Origin of the sequence: Peribacillus frigoritolerans (assembly GCF_001636405.1) — a bacterium.
GTDB classification, from domain to species: Bacteria; Bacillota; Bacilli; order Bacillales; family DSM-1321; genus Peribacillus; species Peribacillus frigoritolerans.
Genome location: NZ_KV440950.1, coordinates 741,321 through 768,296 on the forward strand (window position 1 = coordinate 741,321; position 26,976 = coordinate 768,296).

24 protein-coding genes and 2 pseudogenes are annotated in these 26,976 nt (G+C 42.5%); 14 read left to right on the forward strand and 12 right to left on the reverse strand.

Annotation, left to right across the window (positions count from 1 at the left end):
- Positions 1-188: 188 nt before the first annotated feature.
- Positions 189-1,475, reverse strand: a complete 1,287-nt coding sequence (locus A6755_RS03600) for a glycoside hydrolase family 18 protein (RefSeq protein WP_063589794.1) — start codon at positions 1,473-1,475, stop codon at positions 189-191.
- Positions 1,476-1,641: 166 nt separating this feature from the next.
- Between A6755_RS03600 and A6755_RS03605 the strand changes: the two genes are divergently transcribed.
- Positions 1,642-1,851, forward strand: a complete 210-nt coding sequence (locus A6755_RS03605; protein WP_034310322.1) for an alpha/beta-type small acid-soluble spore protein — start codon at positions 1,642-1,644, stop codon at positions 1,849-1,851.
- A 60-nt stretch (positions 1,852-1,911) separates the two neighbouring features.
- Here the strand turns inward: A6755_RS03605 and A6755_RS03610 are convergent, their stop codons facing one another.
- Positions 1,912-2,655, reverse strand: coding sequence for a glycerophosphodiester phosphodiesterase (locus tag A6755_RS03610; RefSeq protein WP_174878687.1), 744 nt, complete (start codon positions 2,653-2,655; stop codon positions 1,912-1,914).
- A gap of 153 nt (positions 2,656-2,808) precedes the next feature.
- Here A6755_RS03610 and A6755_RS03615 point away from each other — a divergent pair, with 153 nt between their 5' ends.
- From A6755_RS03615 to A6755_RS03630, 4 genes are all read left to right on the forward strand, one after another.
- Positions 2,809-3,636 carry an undecaprenyl-diphosphate phosphatase gene (locus tag A6755_RS03615; protein WP_034310327.1) on the forward strand — a complete coding sequence of 276 codons (828 nt, stop codon included), beginning with the start codon at positions 2,809-2,811 and terminating at the stop codon, positions 3,634-3,636.
- Positions 3,637-4,010: 374 nt separating this feature from the next.
- Positions 4,011-5,333 (forward strand): APC family permease, encoded by a 1,323-nt coding sequence (locus tag A6755_RS03620; RefSeq protein WP_034310330.1) that lies wholly within the window; start codon positions 4,011-4,013, stop codon positions 5,331-5,333.
- Positions 5,334-5,478: 145 nt separating this feature from the next.
- Positions 5,479-6,672 (forward strand): MFS transporter, encoded by a 1,194-nt coding sequence (locus A6755_RS03625; RefSeq protein WP_063589795.1) that lies wholly within the window; start codon positions 5,479-5,481, stop codon positions 6,670-6,672.
- Between the two features lie 99 nt (positions 6,673-6,771).
- Positions 6,772-7,101: a hypothetical protein gene (locus A6755_RS03630; RefSeq protein ID WP_063589796.1), complete on the forward strand. Its 330-nt coding sequence runs from the start codon at positions 6,772-6,774 to the stop codon at positions 7,099-7,101.
- Positions 7,102-7,209: 108 nt separating this feature from the next.
- Here the strand turns inward: A6755_RS03630 and A6755_RS26875 are convergent, their stop codons facing one another.
- The gene (locus A6755_RS26875; protein WP_174878688.1) at positions 7,210-7,353 is read right to left on the reverse strand and encodes a hypothetical protein; all 144 of its coding nucleotides are present in this window, start codon (positions 7,351-7,353) and stop codon (positions 7,210-7,212) included.
- 145 nt (positions 7,354-7,498) lie between these two features.
- On the opposite strand from A6755_RS26875, the gene A6755_RS03635 reads away from it, so the two are divergent.
- The 3 genes from A6755_RS03635 (at position 7,499) to A6755_RS03645 (ending at position 11,622) form a co-directional block, all read left to right on the forward strand.
- A complete protein-coding gene (locus A6755_RS03635; protein ID WP_063589797.1) occupies positions 7,499-8,362 on the forward strand; it encodes an STAS domain-containing protein in 864 nt (287 codons plus the stop codon).
- 179 nt (positions 8,363-8,541) lie between these two features.
- The gene (locus A6755_RS03640) at positions 8,542-8,979 is read left to right on the forward strand and encodes a hypothetical protein (protein ID WP_063589798.1); all 438 of its coding nucleotides are present in this window, start codon (positions 8,542-8,544) and stop codon (positions 8,977-8,979) included.
- A gap of 273 nt (positions 8,980-9,252) precedes the next feature.
- Positions 9,253-11,622 carry a penicillin acylase family protein gene (locus A6755_RS03645; protein ID WP_063589799.1) on the forward strand — a complete coding sequence of 790 codons (2,370 nt, stop codon included), beginning with the start codon at positions 9,253-9,255 and terminating at the stop codon, positions 11,620-11,622.
- Positions 11,623-11,674: 52 nt separating this feature from the next.
- Here A6755_RS03645 and A6755_RS03650 read toward each other — a convergent pair whose 3' ends face one another.
- Positions 11,675-11,893: a hypothetical protein gene (locus tag A6755_RS03650; protein WP_052137357.1), complete on the reverse strand. Its 219-nt coding sequence runs from the start codon at positions 11,891-11,893 to the stop codon at positions 11,675-11,677.
- Positions 11,886-12,509: a sigma-70 family RNA polymerase sigma factor gene (locus tag A6755_RS03655; protein ID WP_084737373.1), complete on the reverse strand. Its 624-nt coding sequence runs from the start codon at positions 12,507-12,509 to the stop codon at positions 11,886-11,888. The genes A6755_RS03650 and A6755_RS03655 overlap by 8 nt, the downstream gene beginning before the upstream one ends.
- Before the next feature lie 156 nt (positions 12,510-12,665).
- Between A6755_RS03655 and A6755_RS25835 the strand changes: the two genes are divergently transcribed.
- The 4 genes from A6755_RS25835 to A6755_RS03670 all read left to right on the forward strand — a co-directional run bounded on the left by A6755_RS25835 (position 12,666) and on the right by A6755_RS03670 (position 18,694).
- Complete coding sequence (locus A6755_RS25835; protein ID WP_081088496.1) at positions 12,666-12,830, forward strand: YvrJ family protein; 165 nt, start codon at positions 12,666-12,668, stop codon at positions 12,828-12,830.
- A gap of 410 nt (positions 12,831-13,240) precedes the next feature.
- Positions 13,241-14,059, forward strand: a complete 819-nt coding sequence (locus tag A6755_RS03660) for a GNAT family N-acetyltransferase (RefSeq protein ID WP_063589800.1) — start codon at positions 13,241-13,243, stop codon at positions 14,057-14,059.
- 41 nt (positions 14,060-14,100) lie between these two features.
- Positions 14,101-14,559, forward strand: a complete 459-nt coding sequence (locus A6755_RS03665; RefSeq protein WP_063589801.1) for a DinB family protein — start codon at positions 14,101-14,103, stop codon at positions 14,557-14,559.
- A gap of 316 nt (positions 14,560-14,875) precedes the next feature.
- Positions 14,876-18,694, forward strand: a complete 3,819-nt coding sequence (locus tag A6755_RS03670; RefSeq protein WP_063589802.1) for a bifunctional 2',3'-cyclic-nucleotide 2'-phosphodiesterase/3'-nucleotidase — start codon at positions 14,876-14,878, stop codon at positions 18,692-18,694.
- Between the two features lie 149 nt (positions 18,695-18,843).
- Here A6755_RS03670 and A6755_RS28195 read toward each other — a convergent pair.
- Positions 18,844-19,325, reverse strand: a pseudogene (locus tag A6755_RS28195) (TspO/MBR family protein).
- A gap of 109 nt (positions 19,326-19,434) precedes the next feature.
- Between A6755_RS28195 and A6755_RS03680 the strand changes: the two are divergent.
- Positions 19,435-20,298 carry a DUF4349 domain-containing protein gene (locus A6755_RS03680; protein ID WP_063589803.1) on the forward strand — a complete coding sequence of 288 codons (864 nt, stop codon included), beginning with the start codon at positions 19,435-19,437 and terminating at the stop codon, positions 20,296-20,298.
- 45 nt (positions 20,299-20,343) lie between these two features.
- Here A6755_RS03680 and A6755_RS03685 read toward each other — a convergent pair whose 3' ends face one another.
- The 6 genes and pseudogenes from A6755_RS03685 to A6755_RS03705 all read right to left on the reverse strand — a co-directional run bounded on the left by A6755_RS03685 (position 20,344) and on the right by A6755_RS03705 (position 24,828).
- A complete protein-coding gene (locus A6755_RS03685) occupies positions 20,344-21,711 on the reverse strand; it encodes an amino acid permease (protein ID WP_057278004.1) in 1,368 nt (455 codons plus the stop codon).
- Positions 21,712-22,007: 296 nt separating this feature from the next.
- Positions 22,008-22,478, reverse strand: a pseudogene (locus A6755_RS03690) (endonuclease I family protein); the annotation flags it as partial.
- A 144-nt stretch (positions 22,479-22,622) separates the two neighbouring features.
- Positions 22,623-22,970, reverse strand: a complete 348-nt coding sequence (locus tag A6755_RS03695) for a phage holin family protein (protein WP_048685276.1) — start codon at positions 22,968-22,970, stop codon at positions 22,623-22,625.
- Between the two features lie 131 nt (positions 22,971-23,101).
- Positions 23,102-23,269, reverse strand: coding sequence for a hypothetical protein (locus tag A6755_RS26880; RefSeq protein WP_174878689.1), 168 nt, complete (start codon positions 23,267-23,269; stop codon positions 23,102-23,104).
- A gap of 269 nt (positions 23,270-23,538) precedes the next feature.
- Complete coding sequence (locus tag A6755_RS26885; RefSeq protein WP_174878690.1) at positions 23,539-23,892, reverse strand: hypothetical protein; 354 nt, start codon at positions 23,890-23,892, stop codon at positions 23,539-23,541.
- Positions 23,893-23,937: 45 nt separating this feature from the next.
- Entirely contained in the window at positions 23,938-24,828 is an 891-nt protein-coding gene (locus tag A6755_RS03705; RefSeq protein WP_034310372.1) for a TetR/AcrR family transcriptional regulator, read from the reverse strand.
- A 619-nt stretch (positions 24,829-25,447) separates the two neighbouring features.
- Here A6755_RS03705 and katA point away from each other — a divergent pair.
- On the forward strand, positions 25,448-26,902 hold the full coding sequence (gene katA / locus A6755_RS03710) for a catalase KatA (RefSeq protein ID WP_174878691.1): 1,455 nt from the start codon (positions 25,448-25,450) through the stop codon (positions 26,900-26,902).
- Positions 26,903-26,976 lie beyond the last annotated feature (74 nt).

Genomic DNA, 26,976 nt, shown 5'->3' on the forward strand with positions numbered 1-26,976 from the left:
AAGGGTCCGGACAGACAAACTTTGAATGATGAATATCGGCATATAGCCTGATCGAATTACCGTAAATGTTAAAAGCCCTCCGGAAGATGTCGGAAGGCTTTTAGTGCTGAGTCACGTATCCTGAATGGACTTCATGCTCGATGGTTGATTATATGCCCATTTCAGCTGCGGTATTCCTACATCTTTTGTTAAACCCTTCTCCGTACGTTGAAGTTATCACTGATGAGCAGCCAGTTTTGGGGGAAGGCTAAGCCGAGCTTCCAATAACTCATTCCCCTTAAGTTCAATTCTTTGAGTAAATCGAATTTTGCCTGAATCGATCTGGCATCTTCAAACCACACCTCATGCTGCCTATCCTCAATATCGGTATAATTGAAGTGAGGGGCCTGTGCGGTTTCATCATACTCGATTGAAACATCATTGTCCGCCGCAATTTGGATGGCCTGCTGCGGACTCACGGCCCTGGCGGTGGATCCCTGTACAAAAGGCAGGGTCCAATCATAGCCATATAGGTTTTGCCCCATCAGGATCTTGTTGGAAGGAATATCGGTGACGGCATATTCGAGGACATCCCGAACAGGTCCGATAGGTGACACTGCCATTGGCGGTCCGCCGCTATACCCCCATTCATATGTCATGATGATGACGAAGTCGACGATTTCACCATGTGCTTTATAGTCATGCGCCTCATACCATCGGCCTTTTTGCTCAGCACTTGTTTTAGGGGCCAGTGCCGTGGAAATGAACCATCCTTCCTTCTTGAAGCGATCCCTGGCTTTTCGGAGAAATTGATTATAGGCTTCTCTGTCGGCCGGCCGTAAATACTCAAAGTCAAAGTGGATATCCCGGAAACCATATTTCTTTGCCGTTGTAACGATATTGTTCAGGAACTTATTCTGAACGGAAGTATTCGTTAAGATGATCCGCCCGAGCTCATCGCTGAATTGGTCATTCTCCTGATTTGTGATCACCATCATCAGGACATTTTTATTTTCCCTGGCGATGGCAGGGAAGTCATCGAGTAATGGCTCTTTTAAGGAGCCGTCTCGCAGCGCCTGGAAGCTGAAAGGGGCTAAGTAGGTTAAATAGGGCGCAGCTTCCCTGGCGGCCGTCACAAGGGCCGGTGCAACCGTCGTACCCCTCGGCTCGACATAACCGTTGAATTCGGCGGTCCTTTTCCTCCGTGCCGGAATATAAAGCCGGTATCCAACGGATAGGATTTGATTTTCGGCAATGCCATTTATATTTGCCAATTCTTGAACAGGGACATCAACCCTTTGGGAAATGGAATAAAGACTATCACCCGGTTGAACGAAATAATAACTGCCGACGATTGGAATGACAAGGGCCTGCCCCGAAACAAGATTATTTGGGTTAGGGATCTTATTTGATTCAACGAGCCTGTCAACGGTTACGCTGTACGTCTGGGCGATGCCATATAACGTCTGGCCTGGCCTAACCACATGTATTTGCAATTCTTTTCCCTCCTACTGAAAGTTTCCTAACAGTTTATGAGCATAAAAAGAAATTCATGATAAAGAGCTCAGGATTGGGAGAAACGCAAACAAAAAAATTCAATAAATTGGCAATAATAATTTAAGCTTAAAATGCTAATTAATATTAGTAGGAGGTGAAAAACACATGGCAAACAACAATAACAGCAATCAACTTTTAGTATCTGGTGCAGAACAAGCTCTACAACAAATGAAGAATGAAATCGCTAGTGAATTTGGTGTAAACCTAGGTGCTGACACTACTTCTCGCGCTAACGGATCTGTTGGTGGGGAAATCACAAAACGTTTGGTTCAAATGGCTGAACAACAACTAGGCGGTTCAAACTTTTCTCGTTAATTAATTGAATAAATATGGATTTGAAAGAGAAGGAGCAACGCTCCTTCTCTTTCGCATGGTTCAGCCATGTGACTGCCAAGCTTTTAAAATCTTGATTGCCCTTTCAGGGAAATCGGTCATGATGACGTCGACTCCCAACTCTGCCAGCCTGACGATGTCGGCTTCATCATTGGCGACCCAAGGCCGGATTTTATATCCAAGTTTTTTCGCTTTTTCTTTAACCGCTGGAGTCAGGCTGTTTTTATCTGGATGAAAACCCAATTCTTTTTTATCACGTAAGATTTCTTCGAAATTTTCAGGAAGTCCCTCGAACAATAATGCCCGTTCAAGATCTGGGGCAAGCATCTTCACTTTTTCAATGGATTGATGGTTGAAGGAAGAGAGAATCACCCGGTTTTCCATTCCATATTGGCGAATTGAATCAATGATCTTCTGTTCGATTCCTTCATAAGCGAGTTTATCCGTCTTGATTTCGACATTCATCAATAAAGCATTCCCCTTAGCCCAGTCGAAAACGTCCATTAAAAAAGGAATCCGCTCCCCAAGGAATTCATTGGAAAATTTGCTCCCGGCATCAGCCGTTTTCAGTTTTTGTGCCGAATGATCTTTTACATAACCAGTAAGGGTGGTCGTTCGATCAAGTGTTTCGTCATGGATGATGACCAATTCCCCGTCAGAACTGAGGTGGACATCGAACTCGATCCCCTCGGCCCCGATTTCTGCCGCCTTTTGAAAGGCTGCCATGGTATTTTCAGGATGCGTCCCCTTGGACCCTCTATGGGCGAAAATCAGTATGTTTTGCAAAATCATCACTTCCCCTTTAAACTTTATCTTGAACCCTATCATACATGTACGCTTGAATTGTTTCAGCAATGTTTAATAGACAATATTTTAAACAACGAGTAAAATACATATGGTATTTCCATAAATAGGTGTTCGAAATATGAGGTGAATAAAATGAATATGTGGGAAATTTTTGTTGCAGTTATCCTTGGTCTTGTAGAAGGATTAACTGAGTTTGCTCCTGTATCGTCAACAGGGCATATGATTATCGTTGATGATTTATGGCTGAATTCGAAAGAGCTTTTCGGGAGTGAAGTGGCTAATGCCTTTAAGGTGGTCATCCAGCTTGGTTCGATACTCGCCGTTGTGGTGCTCTTCTGGGGGCGATTCATGGACTTGCTTGGTTTAAGGAAGCTGAAAGGCACATCCGCTGGGAACGGCCAAAAGCTTAACCTATTGCAGATCATTGTCGGATTGTTGCCGGCGGGCGTTTTAGGTCTATTATTCGAAGATTACATTGATGATAATCTATTTACGATGAAGACGGTTATCGTCGGATTGTTCCTTGGCGCGTTTTTGATGATTGCTGCGGATAAATTCCGTCCAAAGCTGACTGCAGAGACGGTTGACCAAATCACTTATAAACAAGCCTTAGGTGTAGGGTTAATTCAATGTTTGTCACTATGGCCGGGATTTTCCCGTTCAGGTTCAACGATATCAGGTGGTGTGCTATTAGGGATGAGCTATCGGGCTGCTTCCGATTTCACGTTCATCATGGCAGTGCCGATCATGGCTGGTGCCAGTCTGTTAAAAATCGTGAAGTACTGGGATAGCTTCACGCCTGAAGTCCTGCCATTCTTTATTGCAGGTTTCATCAGTGCATTTATCTTTGCGTTATTCTGTATCCGCTTTTTCTTGATTTTAATCAATAAAGTTAAATTGACTCCTTTTGCCATTTACCGGATCGTCTTGGCGGTTGTGCTTCTATTCATTATTTGGTAATACGAAATGAAGCTTGAAAGAGGAGAGGAACCACCCCGTTGATTCGGGGTGGTTTTTTGTGTGTCCGAAAATAAGCAGAATCCCCATGAAATTAATAACGAATGATAATTCACTTTTTAAGTTTTTAATTCGTCATTATTGAGTAAAAACTTAATAAATCTTTTTATAATAAAAAAATATTCGGTTTTCAGTGCAATTTCAGTCATAATTGATAAAAAAAATATAAATGAAATAAAACTGCCTGAGCGTAATGATACCAACGTGTTTGAGTATTTTCCGGAATATTCAAATGATTACATAAACTATTTCCGTATAATTTATATGATATAATTTTAGTATAAATAAAGTACATGTGTACACCTGGGGAGGACAACATGGGAAATGACCAATTGAAGAAAACGATTGGCTTTTGGGTTGGAACATCTATTGTAGTTGGTACAGTTATCGGTTCTGGTATTTTCATGAGACCTGGTGACGTGCTTGAATTGAGCGGTAATTCAACCATGGCCTTGTTAGCTTGGCTGATAGGCGGTCTGATTACCCTTGCAAGCGGGTTGACGATTGCGGAAGTAAGTACACGGATTCCTAAAACGGGCGGCTTATATGTCTATATGGAAGAAGTGTACGGTAAAGCATGGGGGTTCCTATGCGGCTGGGTTCAGACATTGGTATACGGACCTGCAGTCATGGGCGCACTCAGTTTATACTTCGGGTTATTAGTTGCCGGAATATTTAAGATCGCTTCAAGCTACTCTTTGGCGATAGGGATTCTTACGATTGTATTCATAGCAGGCATGAACTTGCTGGGGACAAAATACGGCGGTATCATCCAAACCTTATCGACCGTTGCTAAATTGATCCCAATCATTTTCATAGCGGTATTCGGTATCGCACAAGGTGATATGCCTGTATTCAATATCGATAGCGAAAGTTCAATGAAAATCAGTATGGCCGGTGCGATTTTGGCAACGCTCTGGGCGTATGATGGCTGGATGAATGTCGGCTTCATGGCAGGGGAAATGAAAAATCCGCAGAAAACGTTGCCGCGGGCAATCATAACGGGATTGGTCGTGGTCATGGTCGCTTACTTGGGTGTGAATCTTGCCATGCTTCATGTATTGGGGGCGGAGGGAGTCATAGCCCATGGTACGAATGCAGCGAATGTTGCAGCAACCCTTCTATTCGGTGAATTGGGCGGGAAATTGATATCGATCGGAATTGCGATTTCAATCTTCGGTTGCTTGAACGGAAAGCTTTTGACCTTTCCGCGCATTACCTTGGCGATGGCGACTGATAAAATGATGCCAGGCCATAAACAAATCGGAAAAATATCGCCCAAGTTCAAAACGCCTATAAATGCCACGGTATTGCAAGTGTTCATTGCAATCATCATGATGGTTGCAACAGACCCTGACAAACTTACCAATATGGCTGTTTTCTCTGTCTTCTGTTTTTATGGATTAGCCTTCTTTGCGGTCTTCATCTTACGCAGAAAAGATCCGGATGCAAAAACGTATAAAGTGCCGTTTTACCCATTCATCCCCATCGTGGCGATTGCTGGTGCAATATACATCGTTTTAAGCACGTTGATCCAAACACCTTTAAATGCCTTGTACTCAGTGATCATCCTCATTATCGGTATGCCAGTGTACTGGCTCCTTAAGAAAAATGAGCGGGATGGTAAACGTTCAAATTAATGAAAAAACCTTCACTGCATGCAGTGAAGGTTTTTTTTGTTGCTGGAATGAAATTTTCCAGTTGGATAGAAGTGGTGAAATAGACAACTCGGGAAGTTCGTATTAACATAGGGGGAAAGTTAAATAGTGAAGGGTCTGAACAAAAGTGAATTATATCGAGCCTGCTGGTAAATCATTCAGGAAAACGATCTTGGCTTTATTTCTCGGTAGCTTTGTAACGTTTGCGGATCTGTATAGTACCCAACCGGTCATTCCGGTTTTCGCAAAGCAATTTGGAGTCTCTCCTGCAATGGCAAGCCTCACATTATCTTTCGCGACTGGAACGCTTGCACTCTGTTTATTGCTTGTTTCTTTTTTCTCAGAAAATATCGATAGGAAAAAAATAATGGGGACGGCGCTCACTCTGTCTGCATTGTTATCCATATGTGTCAGCTTCATCCAGGATGATCTATACATCCTGATCGCAATTCGGGCGATTCAAGGAGCGGTGCTTGCAGGTTTCCCGGCCATTGCGATGGCCTATATCAATGAAGAGTTTCATCCGAAAAGCCTTGGCTATGTGATGGGGATTTATGTGAGCGGCTCGAGTATCGGCGGGTTGGCTGGCAGGCTGATTGTCGGGGTGCTGACCGACCATTTCTCATGGAACATAGCGATTGGAAGCCTTGGAGCTTTAAGTTTGATCATCAGTCTGGCTTTTTGGTGGATGCTACCGCATTCGCAGCATGCTGTCCGCGTACGGGTCTCATTATCGAGAATCAAAACCTCCCTTATCAATAACTTAAGGAATAACAGACTAGTACTCTTATTCGGCATGGCCTTCCTATTAATGGGCTCGTTCGTTACCGTTTATAACTTTGTGGGTATACCTTTAATGGGACCGCCATATCATTTATCACAGACATTGATTGGCTTCATATTCATAATCTATCTTGTGGGGACGTTTAGTTCAACATGGATGGGGAAGCTTGCCGATCAATATGGTCGGAGGGGTGTACTTCTTATCGGAATCGCAATCATGCTGATGGGCGCCCTGTTAACTTTATTGGACCCGCTTCTGCTGAAAATAATGGGGCTTGCCCTGTTTACATTTGGCTTTTTTGGAGCACATTCCATTGCGAGCAGCTGGGTCGGCAGTTTGGCAGATAAGAGTGAAAAGGCACAAGCATCCGCATTATATCTCCTGTTTTACTATGCAGGGTCAAGTATAGTGGGGGCATCTGGCGGTTTATTCCTGATGAAGTTCGGCTGGGGAGGGGTCATCTCGGCTGTATCCATTCTGATCCTCCTTGCTGCCGCTTGTGCGATGATGGTTGAAAAAGTGAAAATCGTTAAATAAAATGATCTTTTCTATCATGTTTTTCCGGAATCCTGAATATAATCTAGTGAAAATGGATATTGAATAATAGATTGATAAGAGAAGAGGGTATTAGATAGAGTGAAACGAAAAGCAGTAATTCTCATTGGGTTAATAGCCGTTTTAATTATATTATTCGTTGTATACTTAACAAGTCCGGGCAGATTGCATAAGGTGCAGATTGTTGAAAAATACTATCCGCATTTCTCCGATGGCAAGGCAGTCGGTTTTAAGACGAACGAAGTCATTGATGTTACGGAAACCGAAGAGGGATCCAATTGCGCAATGAAATTCGACAATGGAAAAACGTTTGAAATCGATTGTGACCGTTATTTAACATACAAAATTGATGAAACAGTCTATATTACTACTGAAGGGAACCATGTGAAGGAGATCCGGAGAAAAAGGTAGTGGCTTATCGATTTTTAATGACGAAAGAGCTGGGCTTGCTTAATGAACAGCTCAGCTCTTTTATTTGATCCCATTCAAAAAACCCAGGCCAATTTGGACTGGGCTTTTTCATTTTTTATCTTTGTCTTTACTTTTATCCTTTTTATTACGCCGAAGTACATCCAAGATTCTGCGGCTGTTATTTTTACTGTTTATGAGCTCGACTAAATCGCTCATGTTTTCAGATTCGAAGTCTTGTTGATCTTTTTTCATGTTCATCCCTCCAAGTCATATATCATAATACCCTTATCAAGAAAAGGGTAAACGTCTACTAGCATATTGGTAATAGAAGGATTTTATATCCTTAACCCTCGTTTATTTGCTAAAATATGATAAAAGCCCTGTATGGGAGGTCCATATGGAAGAATTAAGAATGATCGGCGAAAAAATTGAAAAATTTAAATATATCTTAGTGGAGCATATCGAGTTGTTTGAAGAAGAGGAACCGCTCTATGATTTAGAAACCAGTAAAGAGGTACGGTCAAAACTTATTCAAATTCATGCAGATGCCTTGATTCATGGAAAGGCACAAGCGATGGAAAGCATGAAAATAACGGGTATGGAAATAGGTAAGCGCATCGTGGATATGGGCATTCCTTTAGATAAGAATATTGAGGAAGCGCAGCTTGTGCGTAACCTTTTCTGGAGTTTCATTGAAGAAGAGGTGAGCAACCGATATTACTCCATTGAAATTCTGTTAAAGGCAAGCTCGATAATTGATGCAATCCTGGACCAGTTCATACACTGTGTGAGTATCAGTTACGTGAATCATTATAAAGAAATGGCGAGAATGGCAAACGAATCGTTGCAGAAGATAAAAGAAAACCAAGAAGTCATGGAAGAATTGTCCACCCCGATTGTTCAGACCATATTAAAGGATGTGCTGCTCTTACCGTTGATCGGACGCATTGACGATTGGAGAATGGAGTCGATTCAATCGACGGTGCTGCAAAAATGTGCAGATCTGCATGCGGAAGTATTGATCATGGATTTCTCGGGAATTACCTTTACGAAGGAAAGCGATATGCTCTCCCTGCTGGATCAATTAGTGGGGGCATTGGCCTTGATGGGAACGGAAACGATGTTTGTCGGTTTTACCCCTGATGTCGTGAAAGAGATCGTCAAACTTGATTTTGCAAATCAGGTAAAAGCCTTTCTATCGTTCAGGCAGGCCCTGGAATATCTGTTTAACCAAAGAGGGCTGGCTCTTCAGCCAGTATGATGGAGGTATCCTTTTTTAGGGTATCTTTTTTTCTATGTCAGGCTAACATTCCTGCTGCTCCCATATTTAATCGCCCATCGATATTTCTCCATGTTATAGTGAAGTGACGTGGACGGACATGTTGTTTTTGATTTAAATTAAATAGGACATGTAAAGCGTGTAAGGAAGGTGGTTGAATAGTGTTTTTCAAGAAAAATGAAGAACCTGAACATTACGAAAAATGGTATTGTGTAGGAATCATGACGGATAATGGGCTGGAGGATGAAGAATATGATGTTTTATCCAAACGCATCCTTGACTCGGTCCAAAATGTCTCGGTCATATCGGACTTGGTAAGGGTGCAATGGGATCGGGACAAATTGCAAGCCTTGAATGAACGTTTTGGGGACCCCTCACTTTCCGACCCATGGTTTATCATTAATGAATTCATACCAGAGGATATAAAAAAGGAAAGAAAACTTCTGGAGAAAACTCATAAATGGAAGAGGATCTTTGGTCTCCTTTCCCCGATTGATTATATGGAAGCCGAGACGAAGGCGGCCCATGACTTTGATAAAGCCCTCTTTTATACAGACGATGCAGATAAAGTGATTGAATACATTATTGCAAATAGCTAGCATTCCTGCCACACCGATACATTGTATCGGTGTTTTTGCATTTGATTTACTGTTTATCGGAGCAATTTCACGGTGAAAATTCGACCTTGAGCGAGTTGATTCGACCTTGTGTGTAATAATTCGACGTTGCTCGGAATAATCCGTACTTGCACCTTTCTTCCTTCTTGAAATAAAAAGAGAGAATGTGGGGAGGGTGGTAGGAAAGATGGAGTTAAACGCGGAATATCTTAAATAGAAAGAAAGAGAGTTTTAAGGGGAGAGGAAGATGAATCGATGGAAGTTGCCGTACCTCAGCAAAAGCCAAAACGGAAGTGGAGAAAGCGGGCGCTATGGAGTTTTGGTATCCTGATCATACTTTTGCTGTCTGTCTTGATTGCCGCAAATGTATTCCTTTCAAGATCCTTGCCGGAAACAAAGGGGGAAATATCGCTTCCAGGTCTTTTGAAACCGGTTACGGTGGTGAGGGATTCAAGTGGGGTCCCGCATATAAACGCAGCGAGTGAACATGATTTGTATTTAGCCCAAGGATATATCCAAGCCCAGGACCGTTTATTTCAAATGGATTTAAGCAGGCGTCAGGCGTCAGGTAGATTGAGTGAAGTGATTGGTGAGAAAACCGTCAAAAATGATAAGTATTTCCGCACACTTGGTTTGAGGCGGGCGGCCGAAGCCTCTTATGCTGCATATTCAAGTGACGGAAAAGTAGCCTTGGATATGTTTGCCGAGGGTGTAAATCTTTATATCGATGAATTGAAGGAGAATGGGAAATGGCCGGCGGAGTTCACTCTGCTTGGATACGAACCGGAGCCTTGGACACCCGTCGATTCGCTGACCATCGGTAAATATATGGCCTTTGATTTAGGCGGAAACTGGGAAGATCAGGCATTTAGGCAGTATTTGCTGCAAACGTTCCCCAAGGAAAAGGCATATGATTTATTTCCTGATTATCCAAAGAACGCTCCATATATCATCAGCAAGGAAGAACTGGATATTGAAAAAAGTTTTGCAGGGGCCGTTATTCCTTATGAATTCAACGGCAGCAATAACTGGGTCGTTTCAGGCAAGAACACGCAATCCGGTCAGCCGTTATTGGCGGATGATCCCCATCTGGGATTGGCTACACCGTCGGTTTGGTATCAAATGCATTTGGAGGCCCCGTCAGTCAATGTGAGCGGTGTCATTTTTGCCGGGATTCCGGGAATCATACTAGGCCATAACGAAAAGGTCGCTTGGGGTGTGACCAATACCGGTCCGGATGTTCAGGATCTGTATATTGAGAGGAGAAACCCGGAAAACGAGAAAGAATTCTCCTACAAAGGTAAATGGGAAAAAGCTGAAATCTTGGACGAACCCATCAAGGTGAAGGATGGGGAAACACTTGACTATCAAGTGACGGTTACCCGCCACGGACCCGTTGTCTCCGAGTTTGCCGGGAAAAGCGGAAAAGATACCGTGCTTGCCTTAAGGTGGACGGCACTTGATCCATCTGCCGAGCTTGAAGCGGTACTGAATATGAATAAGGCGGGAAGCTGGAAAGAATTCGAAAAGGCCCTCTTGAAATTCGAAACGCCGGCACAGAATTTCGTCTTTGCCTCAGCCGATGGGACCATTGCCTATAAGGCGAATGGGAAAATCCCAATCCGGAAAAAAGGTGATAGTATGCTGCCTGTACCTGGCTGGATGGATGAATTTGAGTGGAAAGGCTACATTCCCTTTGATGAACTTCCAAAAACGGTGAATCCAAAAGAGGGATTCATTTCGACAGCGAATAATAAAGTCATCTCGGATGATTACCCTTACCATATCAGCAATAACTGGGCACAGCCATACCGCCAGATGAGGATACAGGAGTTTTTAAAGGCGAATAAAAAGCTTACGGCCGAGGATATGCAAAGCCTGCAGATGGATAAAGTGAATTTGCAAGCTAAGGAGTTTGTTCCTCGATTCGCGGAGGTATTGAAGGGTCCATCTGGGAAACAGGAAGCCCAGGCACTGACGATTCTGAAGAAATGGAATCATATCGATTCCGCTGATGAAGCGGCTCCGATGATTTTTAATGTCTGGATGCGAAATATAGGGGATGTTCTGCTTAAAGAAGAAATACCGGAAGAAACCCTCAACCTTTTTAATGGAAGGCGTTCGGCAGTTGATGAACTGCTAAGGCGGGCACTGGACGGTAAGCCGGGCCCATGGATTGAAGATGCAGGCGGACTTGAGCAGGTGCTTGCCAAGTCGTTACAGGTGACGTTAACGGAACTGGCAGAATCACAAGGTGACGATATAGCTGATTGGGAATGGGGAAACTATCATCAGGTCAGGTTTAACCACCCGCTATCAAGTGTCGCCCCGTTACATTATTTATTTAACGGCGGCGGCGGCATTCCGGTAGGCGGCAGCAGTGTCACCGTACAGGCGGCGGCATTTTTAGATGATGGAACCGTTAATCACGGTGGCTCCTGGCGATTCGTCATCGACCTAGCCGACATGAAACAAGGATATCACCTTGTTGGACCGGGTCAATCAGGTAACGTTAAAAGTGAGTGGTATCACGATCAGCTTGATGATTGGGCAGAGGGTACTTATCACAAAACCACGATGGACGATCCAAAAGGGGATAAGCTGATATTGAAACCATCAAACTGAGATTCAAAAAAAAGTACCAAGTCCAGCAGATTTCTCTGGACTTGGTACTTTTTCATTGTTTTTGCTTAGTCAGGAATTCTGCAAGGAACTCCTCAAAATTAGGGGCTTCGATCGCTGCGATTTTTTCATATGATTCAATGATCTTGAGTTTAATTTCTTGCTCCAGATCATTCCGGTCTTGATAGTTCGTATTTTTTAATGATTTTTTTATTTTAGGATTCAAAGATTCGATCAGGTCCAACAATTCTTCTTTTGACAGTTTTTTATCCACAATGGCTTTTCTCCTTTCTAACATATACCTCATCCATATAGTGCTTTCGAAGTTTTTTTAGAGCTTGTTTACGGATGCTTGAGATATTCTGTGGCGACTCCTGGAAATAGGCAGCGATTTCCTTGTTGGATAGGCCGTAGGAAAAGATCATGGTTAGCACCAGGTTTTGTTTGGCTGTTAACTTCTTCAAGGCTTTTGCCATCTCTTCATCACTTATGTGTGAAGCGAGTTCATTCAATTCCCCCATCTTTTCAAGTTGAACATCCAAGGTGCCGATTCGATCGATCAATCCTCCAGTATCCCTTGGCGTCGCATCAAGTACCATTCGATAACGTTCCCGCTGCTTCCGTGCCCTTTTATCAAAATCAACAGAGAAAAAGTAAATTAAGGAGCACATGTATTTGTATACTTTAGCCCGGTAGTAGAAAATTTTGAAAGTCTCGTTGAGATGATCAATGTTGTGGGAAGAAGGGGAATCAAGAGTTTCAGTGAAAATCTTTAAATGCTCTGGGTTCTGTAAGAATAATTGAATGATCGGTTGTGCAAAGAAAGATGAGTACTGTTGCTGCAGAAACTCCAATGAATGAGAAAAAAAATGAGAAGTTAATTGGTTCATTGTTATCCCTCCTTTTATTAATAAAGTGATAGACAAGGGGAATAAATCAATTATATAGGAACATTCGTTCTTTTTTCCATAAATCAATAGTGCTAGATTGATTTTTTTTGACAAGTTTCACTTTAGATATCAGATACAAGAAAAGGGGTGAAGAGGATGATGATTGAGGATGCTACTATGTGGGTTTCATTAGTTAGCGAATTTGGCTATCCATTCGTCGTTTCTATGTTTTTGCTCTTCCGCTTCGGTAAACAATTAAAAGAACTGACAACGGACGTAGAGAACTTAAAAAAGTCCGCTCATAAAACGAAAAAACGATAACCTCAGGACGTAAGTGCCGGATGGTAAACACCGAATTTCGGATTCTATACTAAAAAGGGTCCGGAATTCGGGTATAAAGAAATGGGTACTAACTGATTCAAGCTTTTGTTAAATCCCCCCCTTAACCTAAAATAAAATAATAATAAACCATTATTTGGAATATAGCACAAAATAGGTAAAAAATAATCGTCATTTGGAATCATTTTACTGCTATAATTCATCCGTCAATGGAATTAGATAGGAAATCCTCCCCTCGTAGGATTTTAGTTTTATGGATTAAAGTGAAAATACTTTTAAAAAAACAACATTCATCAATAAACTTCTGAATAGTATGCGGCACCCAAGTAAAAGGGTGCTGCTTTTCTTATTTTTTGGTAATAAACTGATAATATGGAAAAGGGGTGGCAAATTTGAAAAATGAACAGCTGGAAGATATTCGGATCCTGCAGCAAGAATGTGAACGGGAAGGTTTTACGTTAAAACTGAATTGGGAAACGCTTCGCAGTCGAAATGGTGTTCATAAGAATGATTTTCTCCACTATGATGGATTGAAGCTTGTTGGTTTTCTTGGTCTTTACGATTTTGGAAACAAAGCGGAGATGTGCGGGATGGTGCATCCCGACTACCGGAGGCAAGGCATTTTTACTAAGCTGCTGGAAGAGGCGATAAGGAGTGCCGTGGAGCGCAACTATAAGGTGATTCTCTTGAACTCACCCGCTCAATCACATTCTGGGACAGAATTTTTGAAACAGCTCCCATGTGAGTTTGCTTTTTCAGAGTTTCAAATGAAGTGGTCCGAAACGGAGCTTGATGATTATGATGATGCAGTCGTTCGCCCTTCACGGAGAGATGATGAGGAAACGGAAATTCAGCTGGATATTCAATGTTTCCATTTTACGAAACGAGAGGCGAAGGATTATTATCAGCGCATCCTATATGAGGATACTCTGAAAACCATGATGATTGAAAAGGGCGGCCGCCCAGTCGGTAAGATCCGTGTTGATCACTCAGGCGGGGAAGCGTGGATTTATGGATTTTCCATTTTGCCAAAATACCAGGGAAAAGGACTTGGAAGAAAGGCATTGAAAAAGGTTGTAGCCGAACAATGCCAGCTGGGATATGATATTTTTCTCGAGGTCGAGGCGACTAATGAGCATGCGTTAAGACTCTATGAATCTTGTGGCTTCAAAACGATTCAAAGACAGGATTATTATCAATACAAAGGCTGAAGGGGATTTGACGACAAAGAGTGTTAGGGGGGCTGGGAAGGATGTTGACATTATTCGATTATAACTGGCAGGTGAGAAGGGAATGGATCAAGTGGTGCCGATCCTTACCGAATGAGGAGCTGAAACGGCAGCGTACGGGAGGAATGGGCAATATATTGCGGACACTTGCCCATATTATCGATGTCGAATACAGCTGGATCAGGGCCATACAAGGGAGGCCTGATGTCGCGATCGATTTGGACGCTTATGAAACGATCGGAAAAGTGGCGGATTTATCTAACCAATATCACTCAGAGGTCATGGACTATTTGAACTCGCATGCAATTGAAGAAGGGCATGGAATGGTTCAGCCATCCTGGATGGAGGGGACATATGAAAAAGGCAGGATATTGCGCCATCTCATAGCGCACGAAATTCACCATATAGGCCAGCTGTCCATCTGGTCGAGGGAGATGGGCATCGAACCGGTATCCGCCAGTTTAATAGATCGGGATTTATAGGTTTGCCGTTTTTAAAGGGTTTCCCTGAAAAAAAAGCGTAAGGAACATATTTGAAATCCATACGATGTTAGCAGGCTGGTTCATTTTCATGGGCCAGCTTTCTCTATCAGAGGACATTCTCCCTAAGGATACAAAGGGATTCTATGATGATTTATATACATGATTGAAGGTATATCGAACTAGGCACTTTGGATGGGAATCGATAAAAAGTACCATTTATTCAAAATTCGTAATATTACGGTAAATTTTGGCGATAATTCGACAAAATCATGATATATTATTCTAGCATTTTACAAAACTAGAAGGGTTGTGAAGTATGTCGTACAAGATGCATGTTAAGAAGATGCTCGCCCCGATTCTTGCTGTGAGTTTGATTACAGCGCCATTTACCGTACCGGGGGAGGCATCCGCCAAAGAGTCTAATAAGAAACCGGCCACGACTGAACCATTTATCATTTCAGCTCCTACTGTTCATTACTCAAAAGGCACCAAAGCGACTGTAACGGTCACACCGAAAAAGGGGAACAAAGGAAATGAAACCGTTGTCTTTCAATTAATGAATGGGACGAAGGTCATTTCACAATCAGCCGTTGAGGCGGATATTAAGTCGGCCCAAAAGTTCTCGGCGTACTTCAACTCATACAAATCGGGTTATTGGGTTAACGTATCGGTTGTCTCCAATTATAACGACCATACGAGTGACTTCGGCAAAAGCCTGGCAGCCTCCGTTTCGGATGCACCATTTGAACTAAGGGTCATGGAAACGACTGATATACACACCAATCTGGTGAGCTATGATTATTATAAGGATGCCGTATTGGACTCCGTCGGCTTTTCCCGCACGGCATCTTTAATCAAACAGGCACGAAAAGAAGTGAAAAATAGCGTTTTAGTGGATAACGGCGACCTTATTCAAGGGACCCCCCTAGGTACGTACAAAGCGAAAATAGCACCTCTTAAAAAGGGTGAAGTCCATCCCGTTTATAAAGCGATGAACTTGCTTGACTATGATGTGGCCACATTTGGCAATCATGAATTCAATTATGGTTTATCTTATTTGGACGAGGCCATCAACGATGCGAACTTCCCTTACGTCAATGCCAATGTTTATAAAAAGGATAAAGACAATAATCCAAAGAATGATAAAAATAAATATGCTCCTTATAAAATCGTCACGAAGAAAGTGAAGGACATCAATGGAAAAGAAAAATCAGTAAAAATAGGATACATTGGATTTGCCCCTCCGCAAATCATGGATTGGGATAAAGCGAATCTAGACGGTAAGGTCATGACAAAGGAAATCGTCACGACTGCAAAAAAATATGTACCTGAAATGAAGAAAAAAGGCGCGGATGTCATCGTGGCCCTCACGCATTCCGGGTTTAATGGCGATACCAAGAATACCGAGGATGTCATCTATTCATTAAGCAAGGTATCCGGTATCAATGCCATCACGTTCTCCCACACGCATAAAGTCTTCCCGGCACAAGATGAGGCTTCTTTAGACAGCCTATTCAAAGATAGCCAAGGAAAAGTCCTTGAAGGCGTGGATAATAAAAAGGGTACCATCAATGGTGTACCAGCCGTTCAAGCAGGATATGGCGGCAGTAATCTCGGGATCATCGATCTTGATATCCAAAATATCAAGGGGAAATGGAAAGTCGTGAATTCCGAGTCATCAACACGGGCAATCAACGACAAAATAACAGGAAAAAAAGCGGCTGAAGATGCAGCTGTCGTCAAAGCCGTGAAGAAGGAACACGAAGGAACGATAAAGTATGTTAACACGCCAATCGGAACGACTACAGCTCCAATTCATAGTTATTTCGCCCTTGTGCAAGACGATCCTTCCGTACAGGTCGTGACGAGCGCACAGAAATGGTATGTAGAAAAATACATTCAAAGCAACCGCCCTGAATACAAAGACCTGCCCATCCTCTCTGTAGGAGCACCATTCAAAGCGGGGCGCAATGGCGTCGAGGAATTCACGGAAATCAAGGAAGGCGGACTGACCATCCGCAGCGCCGGTGATTTATATTTATACGATAATACCTTGAAGGCAATCAAGATCAAAGGGTCCGTGGTTAAAGAGTGGCTTGAGATGTCTGCCGGGAAATATAATACGATCGATCCTGCCAAGTCTGAGGAACAGGAGCTGCTTAATGGAAAGTTTGCCGTCTATAATTTTGATGTGATTGACGGTGTCACTTACCAAATCGATGTCACCAAGGCTCCGCGCTATGATGAAAAAGGGATAAAAGTGTCGGATTCAAGCAGGATTGCAGATTTGAAATATAATGGTGAACCAGTGGACCCGAATCAAGATTTCATCGTCGTGACGAATAATTACCGTGCTTCGGGCGGGGGGAACTTCCCAGGAGTCAAGGGCAGCGAATATGTGGTTGACTCTACGGATGAAAATCGCCAGATCTTGATGGATTACATCACACAAGAGGGTAAGATCAATCCAACCGCTGATAATAACTGGTCGATAGCACCGATTTCAGGCAAGGTGAACGTTACTTTCACCTCATCGCCTAAAGGTGCGGAATATTTAAAGGAAGACAGCCCGATTTCCTATACAGGCAAAAAGGATGATAAAGGCTTTGGCATTTACAAATACAATTTGGGAAAAGAAAACGTTAAGGTGCAACTGCTCGGGATCAATGATCTTCACGGCCAGCTTGATACCACCTCCGATTTCGGCGGCATCAAACAAGGGCGTGCAGATTATTTAGCCGCGCACTTGAAGCAGCGTAAAGCTGAAAACCCTGAAAATACTCTTTTACTTTCGGCAGGGGATGCCGTTGGGGCAAGTGCACCCGTTTCTTCTTTGATCCAGGATAAACCGACGCTTCAGTTTTTGAATAATATGAAATTCGATGTCGGAACTGTCGGGAACCATGAGTTCGACAAAGGGGTAGAAACCTTGATGGCTCAGATCAATGGCGGAAAGTCGCCAACATCCGAAGTGGTATTCGATAAATTGAACTTTCCATATGTAGTGGCCAATGTCGTATATAAAGACACGAAAAAACCGATTTTGGACCCTTACGTCATAAAAAAGGCCGGCGGGGTTGATATTGGGTTCATAGGTGTAGTCACGAATGCAACACCTCAAAAAGTAAGTCCGGATGGCATTAAGAATGTGGAATTCATAGAACAGGCACCTGCCGTAAATAAGGCGGTTAGTGAGTTGAAAGGTAAAGGCGTCAAAGCGATCGTGATCATTTCACATGACCCGGGCACGGAAAAGGAAGGGGTCATCACAGGCGAAGTGGCTAATCTTGCTAATGCCGTGGATGATGAAGTGGATGTGATCTTAGCCGGAGATAATCATGCAAAGGTCAATAACTATGTCGATAATAAATTGATCGTACAAGCTTACTCTTATGGAACGGCTTTTGAAGATGTGGATTTGGAAATCGATCCAAGCACAAAGGATATTGTCAAAAAGTCAGCTGAGATTGTTACGGTTACACAAGATGGCATCACACCGGATGCCGGGACGACGAAATTCATCAGCGACTACCTGGACATGTTCCCCGAGCTGAAAGCTCCGCTTGGGACAACGGACGAGAAAATTTTAAGAACCAATGCCTATACGCAGGAAACGGGCCTTGGAAATTTAATTGCCGATTCAATGAAGGCCGATTTGAACTCCGATTTTGCCTTCATGAATCCAGGCGGAATCCGTGCAGATATTCCAAAGGGAGAAGTCACTTTTTCCGATTTAGCGAAAATCCAGCCGTTCGGAAACGTATTGGTTAAGCTGGAATTGACTGGAGCGGAAGTGAAAACGCTGCTTCAACAGCAATGGATCGTGGAAGGATCTCCGAAAACTTTGCAAATTTCTGGACTGAACTATACAGCCGACTTCAGTAAACCTGTCACGGAGCGTGTCACCTTATTGAAGAAAGCGGACGGAACACCGATCAAGGATACCGAAACATACACGGTGGCCGTCAATGATTTCATGGCAAGCGGCGGTGATAACTATACCGTCCTGAAAGGAAAAGAGCGTGTGTTTGGACATGCAGACCTGGAAGCATTCGTTAACTATGTGAAAGAGACCTTTAAAGGCGGAAAGATCACCGCAGGAATTGAAGGCAGAATTACGAATATCAATAATTAGTTGAGGTTTACTCGTGAAAATAGCACATTTACTCGTGAGTTTAGCGGGTTTACTCGTGAAAATTGAGCAATTACTCGTGAGTTTTCAACTTTTACTTGTGAAACTCTAAAGGGAGCGCTCCTTAATATAAGGGGCGCTCTTTTTTGTGATTAATAGTTTCTAAAAATGGAAAATTTCAATCTAAATAGCAAGGTGACCCATGCTATATAGGGAATCATTGCTAAACCTGATGTACGGTCTATTTTATAAAACTCGAATGCCGTCACTGTTATCAAGTTCAGCAGTGCAGCCATTTCAATAAAGGCTGTTCCGCTCAAGCCACATGTGAAGAATAAAAAAGACCATAAGAAATTCAACCCTAGTTGAGTTTCATGGAGGAGTTCAGCGGACTTCGATTCTTTTTCTTTGGATGCAATACGATATTTCGCTATTCCCATAATCGTATAAAGGCTGGCCAAGCAACGGGGAAAGTCCAGGAAGGAGGAGCAAAAGCAGGTTTCTTGAGTTTGTCATAAATTTCTTTTGAATTCCTTGTGGCGAATATCCCCACAGGTGAACCTCCGACGACAGGTACCAACACACTTTTAGCCAATTTTCCGTAGTTCATAATGCAATCCTCTTCTTTCTTCATTTCTTATACCTTTACTTTCGCACCTGAAAATAAAACATCCCCTTTAATCAAGAAGTGTAACTTTCTTCCAAACTTTACGTCGGTACTATTAAGAAAAGGGGGAATACCGATGAACCGTAAAACAATGATGCTAATGTTCAGTTTGTTCCTTTTACTTGCTGGATGCAGCAGTAACGAAAAAGATGATTCAGCATCGGAATCACAGGATGAAAAGGCGGAAAGTAAAATGGACGCTTCCATTTCCGGGAATAAGGTGCAGGAAGAAGCAGCGGAAAAGGAAGGGATGACGGATGAAAGAAAGGTCATCCATCAGGCCCAGCTTGAGTTGAAGGTGAAGAACCTTGAAAAGGCTCAAATGAAGATTGAGAATAAGGCGGCTGGATATGGCGGATATGTTGTTGAGTCCAATGTATACAGGGAAGATGAAGAACTGGTGGAAGGAACGATCACTGTTCGGGTCCCTGAAGCCCATTTTCAGGATTTTCTAACCGATAGCGAGGGCGAGGCTTCAGAAGTGGTCGGAAGGAATGTGACAGGACAGGATGTAACGGAGCAATATGTGGATCTTAAAGCAAGGTTGAAGTCAAAGAGGGCAGTGGAGGAAAGGTTACTTGCATTCATGAAGGATGCTGAGAAGACGGAAGATTTGCTGAAAATATCATCCGATCTTGCCGTGGTGCAAGAAGAAATAGAGCAGCTGACCGGGCAAATGAAGTATCTTGAAAACCAGACCTCATATTCGACGGTCACCATTACGTTATCACAGGACAGGATAGTTGTGCCGGGCATTGATAATAAGGAATTGAATACATGGGAGAGGACAAAGAAACAACTTGCAACGAGTGCGAATCTATTACTTAAAGCGGGTTCAGGAATCATTGTTTTTGTAATCGGAAACTTGCCGATACTCATTATTTTAGGCGGAGCTGGTGCGGTGGTCCATTGGGTGATCAAAAGAAGGGGTAAAAGGTGAAGGCAAGAAATAGAGGGTGCCAATTAGATTGGCACCCTCTGGCATTTATCTTTTCCGTTTATGCAAGCCGGTCACATAATACAGGACTACCAACAGTAAGATCCAAATCGGACCAACGATTAGAGCGATTCTTGTATCTGCTGAAAAACCGAGTACGATCATTACGAATACTAAAAAGGCTAAAGTGAAATAAGAAGTCAATGGGAAAAGAGGCATCTTGTAAGATAAGCCTTGTTTTTCTCCCTGACTCATTTTTCGTCTAGACATAATCTGTGTGACAAGTATCGTTCCCCATGTCCAGAGGGCGCCGAATGTAGCGACACTTGTGACGTAAGTGAAAACTTTATCGGCTTCCATGTAGTTAAGGTAAACGCCGAAAAGAAGTACGATAGCCGAAACGATAATGGCAACGCCAGGAACGCCTGACTTTGTTGTACGTTCGAAACTTTTTGGTGATTCACCTTGCTGTGCCAGGTTGAATAACATTCTTCCTGTACTGAAGATCCCGCTGTTACAAGATGAAAGGGCTGCTGTCAGTACGACAAACTGAATGATTCCTGCTGCGCCTGGTATACCGATTTTATCAAACATCATAACGAATGGGCTGTTTTCTCCATTCATTTCATCCCATGGAGTGATTGATAAAATGACCGTCAGAGCTAAAACGTAAAAAAGTAAAATCCGATAAAAAACGGTATCGATGGCTCTTTTTAAAGATTTTTCAGGGTTTTTAACTTCACCTGCGGTTACACCGAGCATTTCAATTCCCAAATAGGCGAACATGACCATTTGGAACGAGAGGATGACTCCAGAAATCCCATTAGGGAAAAATCCACCATTTTCAACAAGGTTGCCGAAACCGACCGCGATTCCGCCGTTCCCCAAACCAAAGATGATCATTCCGAAGCCAAGGACAATCATCAGGATGATCGTTACGATTTTAATGAGGGCGAACCAAAACTCCAATTCACCGTAAGCTTTTACAGCAAGAAAGTTAATCGTTGTCATGATGGCAAGTGCGGCTAACGCCCAAGCCCATTGCGGAGTATCAGGGAACCAAAATTGCATGTAGATTCCGACTGCCGTAATTTCGGCCATACAGGTGGCGATCCAAACGAACCAGTAATTCCATCCGGTAATATATCCGGCAAGAGGACCGACAAATTCGCTTGCGTAGCGGCTGAAGGAGCCTGCGACTGGATTTTTTATTGCCATTTCACCTAGTGCACGCATGATAAGATAGATCATAAGTCCGCCAATGGCATAAGAAATGATGATTGCTGGACCGGCTAATTTAATCGCGGATGCCGAGCCGAGAAATAAACCGACTCCAATGGCTGCGCCAAGAGACATTAATGCGATATGTCTTTCTTCCAAACCTCTATGTAGTTGAGATTCTTTGGAGTTTTGCATAATTTTCCCCTTTTCTATGTTGGAGTTTAATTTTCTCTATCTAGCATTTTATCACTAGTAGAGGAGAATACATATTATTTATTGATTTTTCACATAATATTACAACTAAATAATATATTTTAATAGGATGAATGTAAAGCAAAAAATGAAAACGCTTACTACAGGAGTGCTCCCGTGTTTTTTCTCGTATAATAATTTTTCGAAACTATTTATAATGCTATACAAACAAAATATAATTATGTGATTTTTCAAAAGATTTAGACATTTAAAAGTGGAAAAGCTGTGGTTTAGTTTCATCATTGCCAGATGGCGGAGGCCCATTCAGGATGATCAATGAAAGGATTGCGATTATGCTGATATTGATTATAAATGATCTCATTTCGGTTACGCTCGAAGGCATCTACAGAATCCTGTTCATTCCACTCCAGTAAGACAGCCAATTTACCATGATAAGGGGCGGTGCCATTGTTCACTTGATTATTCAGCTCTAAATTAACTTCCCCTGCATCACCCTCGTAACGAACCGCCATATAAAACAGCATCCGGGCGACATCACCTTTGACGCTATCGCGAGGTTCCCACGAATCAGAATCATAGTAATTTCCTGTCGCTTCGGTATGTTCAGAGCCTCCATTATCAAAGTCCAGGTTGTTTCTTGTACTGTTGACGGAGGCATCAATAGGGCGAAGGTGGTTCATGCTTTGTGAACATGTGATTCCTCCATAATTCGATTCATGACCATTTCCAGAGAAATTGGCATGTATATGTAAGGTTATGGATATTAGCCGCTTTTCCCTTCTGGATTGTCAAAAATGAGAGAAAACAGCTAGGGATGCTTAGCGGAATTTAGTGAAATAGCCCGGGAAATATCGAAGGCTGTCATGGAAATGACACGAAAAACCGTCAGCATGCTACTGACGGTTTTTTTTACTCTGTTTTATAAGAAGACTTTGAATGAAACTCAATAACAATGATCCGATTAAAGCCCCCCAAAAAGAATCGATTACAAAGCCACTGACAACATAGGAAGTGATTTGGAATGTGAAGGCATTGATAATGAAAGAAAACAACCCGAACGTCAGGATGGTGATCGGCAATGTGATAAGTTGGAGGATGGGTCTAACCAGCAAGTTCATGATCGATAATATAAAAACCGCCAGCAAGGCAGTTCCGTAAGATTTGATCGTGATGGAGTCGAGAAGCCAGTCAATAACGAGCAATACCAGCCCGTTGATAAGAAAACGCATGATTATGTTCATGAAAAACTCCTCCTGAAGTCACTTTCTACAAGTCATTATACTAAAATTTAATGAATTCAGTTATATGTTTGCAGAATTGTCACAAAAAAAAGAGGATACGGTATGCATTCCCAGAATGGAATAGACGCTTTTTATTTAAAATGTCCGTCGATTTCAGAAATCCGCTCCCTTTCCGCCGACTGTCTGCCAAGCCTCCTCGACGCAAGCGCCTGTGGGGTCTCGGCTAGCCAGTAATTCGGCAGGAGTGTCGTAAATTTCTTCAATCCAATATAGGTTTTATCAATATAAAAGTAAACCATGACGGTAAGCAAGTCCTGTTTTAAAAAGACGGTTCGACTACAGCCTTTTCATTTAAAAGGTCCAGTCGATTTCAGAAATCCGCTCCCTTTCCGCCGACTGTCTGCCAAGCCTCCTCGACGCAAGCGTCTGTGGGGTCTCGGCTAGCCAGTAATTCGGCAGGAGTGTCGCAAATTTCTTCAATCCAATATAGTGTTTCATCAATATAAAAGTAAACCATGAAGGTAAGCAAGCCTTGTTTTAAAAACACGGTTTGGCTACAGTCTTTTCATTAAAAGGTCCAGTCGATTTCAGAAATCCACTCCTTTTCCGCCGACTGTCTGCCAAGCCTCCTCGGCGCAAGCGCCTGTGGGGTCTCGGCTAGCCAGTAATTCGGCAGGAGTGTCGCAATTTTCTTCCATCCAATGAGGATTACAGGTGAAAAAAACTTAAAGGATAAACTAGTTTTAAACTTGGTTCCGAATAGATATCTGCCTGCAGTTTTTATTTTAAAAAACATTTCGGTTGATTGGAACGGAAGGTACGAGACTCCTGCGGGAAAAGCGTGGCCAAGGGAGACCCCGCAGGCGACGCCGAGGAGGCTCCCGCCCGCCCGCGGAAAGCGAGTGCCTGTAGTGGAAATCAACGAACGTTCCCATTTGTCTACAAAATGGGATTCATTAGGTTCTCTTTAGTTGTTGGCAATGATCTTTTCGAATTCACTTAATTCCAAAGTGTTTTTTAATTTGGGATTGGTGTTTAAGGAAAGCAGGGCACTTTCAATAAGAAAGGTTCGCGGTTCAACGTTTTGTAATAATTCCTCTTGGATAAAGTGAATCAATTTTAAGTTTTTAACCCGTTCCGCTTCATCATCTTGGCAAAGCCTCAAGATCATCTTTTTTAGGTCATTTGCAGAGTGCAGGAGTGCTGTATGAAAATCCTGCTGGTTATGGAAGCACTCAGGAAGCCATTGCTTGATGAGATCGGGTTCCAATAGCTGTGCATTTGACTTGCTGACATCTTCGAAAATCGATTTAATCCTATCGACACAATAACGGATAATTTCAGTAGGGTTGAACTCGGGCTCTTTAGCCAAGGCATTAAAATGAATCGTTTGATGCATCATTCCCGAGTAAAGAATGGCACAGTCCAAAATATAAGGTTTTTTATCAGCACCGAAAATATCCAGAAACCGTTTTGATAACCAATGGATATGCTGGAATTTAGCGTGTGTTATGAAGTTCTTAAGTTCTTTATCATTTGAAATCATTACTTCTTCATATAAGAAAAAGATTTTGTTGTTTTTGTTTGAGTGCATTTGTAATTCTGATTGTTTGATGAATATTTCAATATCTGCAAGGTTTTGCCCAATCAGCAATTCATTCCGCTCTTTTTCGAATTTTTCTTGCGAAGTTAGGAAGACTGCCTTAAGCAATTCGCTTTTAGAAGAAAAATAGTTGTAAAATGTTCCTTTTGAAATGCCGCTATAATCTAAAATATCCTGAATGGAAGTTGCTTGGTAACCCTTTTCAATAAATAATTGGTGCGCATATTTAACTACCATTTGTTTGCGCTCATTCATATATATCACCCTTACTCTTATTGGACGGTCATTTTAACGTAATAGTATCTTATTTTCTATATGAACACAAACCAGTATGTTTACAAATTCTCTAGCAAAATAAGGGGGATGGCCTTTTGTTTCAGCTGATTCAGGAAGGGCTCTGTTGAAAGATAGGATTCACAAAAGCAATGAAAAATTCAGTTTCTGTGCATCCGGCTATTCGTCATTCTCTAAATAAAGTCTGACGATGTGAACAAAGTCACAGGAGAACAATTCTGTTTGTTATAAGATGAATAGAAGGAAAGAGGTAAAGTAGTTCAAAGTATCTATGATTATTCGTTAACCATTCTCGATTGCTGTCCCATTGGTAGGAGAAATGATAAAATCACTCGTCATGAAGGAAAATCGCCTATAAGGGTCGTATACCATTATTAGGAATGGAATTATGTGAATAGGCTGTTCCCTCAGCGTTTATACCTTTTTCATTATCCATATTATGGATGTGTTTGGTGTTATATCATCAACGAACGAATAATGAATTGATTATTATATTAAAATTATTATAAATAAGTATTGATTTTTTTCTGAGAAGCTTTATCATTATATACATAAATAATAATGAAAAGGTGGTTCAATTATGTCGAATAAGAAAAACCTTACTACAAGCTGGGGAGCACCAGTTGGAGACAATCAAAACTCTATCACTGCCGGCGAACGCGGCCCTGTGCTCATTCAAGATGTACACTTATTGGAAAAGCTAGCCCACTTCAACCGTGAACGTGTCCCTGAACGTGTGGTTCATGCGAAGGGTGCCGGTGCATACGGCACTTTCGAAGTAACGAACGACCTTTCTCATTACACGAAAGCTAAACTTTTCAATGGTGTGGGCAAGAAGACAGATCTTTTTATCCGTTTCTCCACAGTTGCAGGTGAATTGGGTTCTGCAGATACAGTCCGTGATCCGCGTGGATTTGCCGTTAAATTCTACACCGAAGAAGGAAACTACGATATTGTCGGTAATAATACGCCAGTATTCTTTATTCGCGATGCGATTAAATTCCCCGACTTCATTCATACACAAAAGAGAGATCCTAAAACACATTTGAAAAATCCTACGGCTGTTTGGGATTTCTGGTCACATTCACCGGAATCCCTGCACCAAGTGACGATCCTGATGTCCGATCGGGGCATTCCTGCTACACTTCGCCATACACATGGTTTTGGTAGCCACACATTTAAATGGGTGAATGCAGAAGGAAAAGGCGTTTGGGTGAAATACCACTTCAAAACAGAACAGGGCATCAAAAACCTAGATGTGGACCTTGCTGCAAAACTAGCAGGGGAAAACCCTGATTACCATACGGAAGATCTTTTCAATGCCATTGAAAAAGGGGACTTCCCTGCCTGGAAATTATATGTTCAAATCATGCCTCTGGAAGATGCGGATACATACCGTTTCGATCCATTCGATGTGACGAAGGTATGGTCTCAAAAGGATTATCCGCTGATTGAGCTTGGCCGTATGGAATTGAACAGAAATCCTGAAAACTACTTTGCTGAAGTAGAGCAAGCCACATTCTCACCGGGAACATTCGTACCGGGAATTGAGGCTTCCCCGGACAAGATGCTTCAAGGGCGTCTATTCGCATACGGAGATGCACACCGTTACCGTGTGGGCTCGAACCATAACCAGCTTCCGGTTAACCGTCCGAAAGTGGAAGCGAACAACTATCAGCGTGATGGCTTCATGCGTGCAGATGACAATGGCAAGGGATCTGTTTATTATGAGCCGAATAGTTTTGGCGGCCCTGCCGAATCAACGGAAAATAAAGTCACTCCTTTCGAGGTAACCGGGAAAGCTGCACAAGTTGGTCATAATAGTGATGATCACTACACTCAAGCAGGTGACTTATACCGTCTATTGAGTGCCGAAGAGAAAACGCGCCTTGTTGACACGATCGTGGGCGCAATGAAACCTGTGGAATTAGAGGAAATCAAGCTTCGTCAAATCGGTCATTTTTATAAAGCCGATCCGGAATACGGAACGCGCATAGCCGAAGGTTTAGGTTTATCAGTACCGCAGGAAGTGTAATATATGGTACTCCCAATCTAGTAAATGCAAACAGGCATCCATTCATGAATGGATGCCTGTTTTGTTTATGCAGG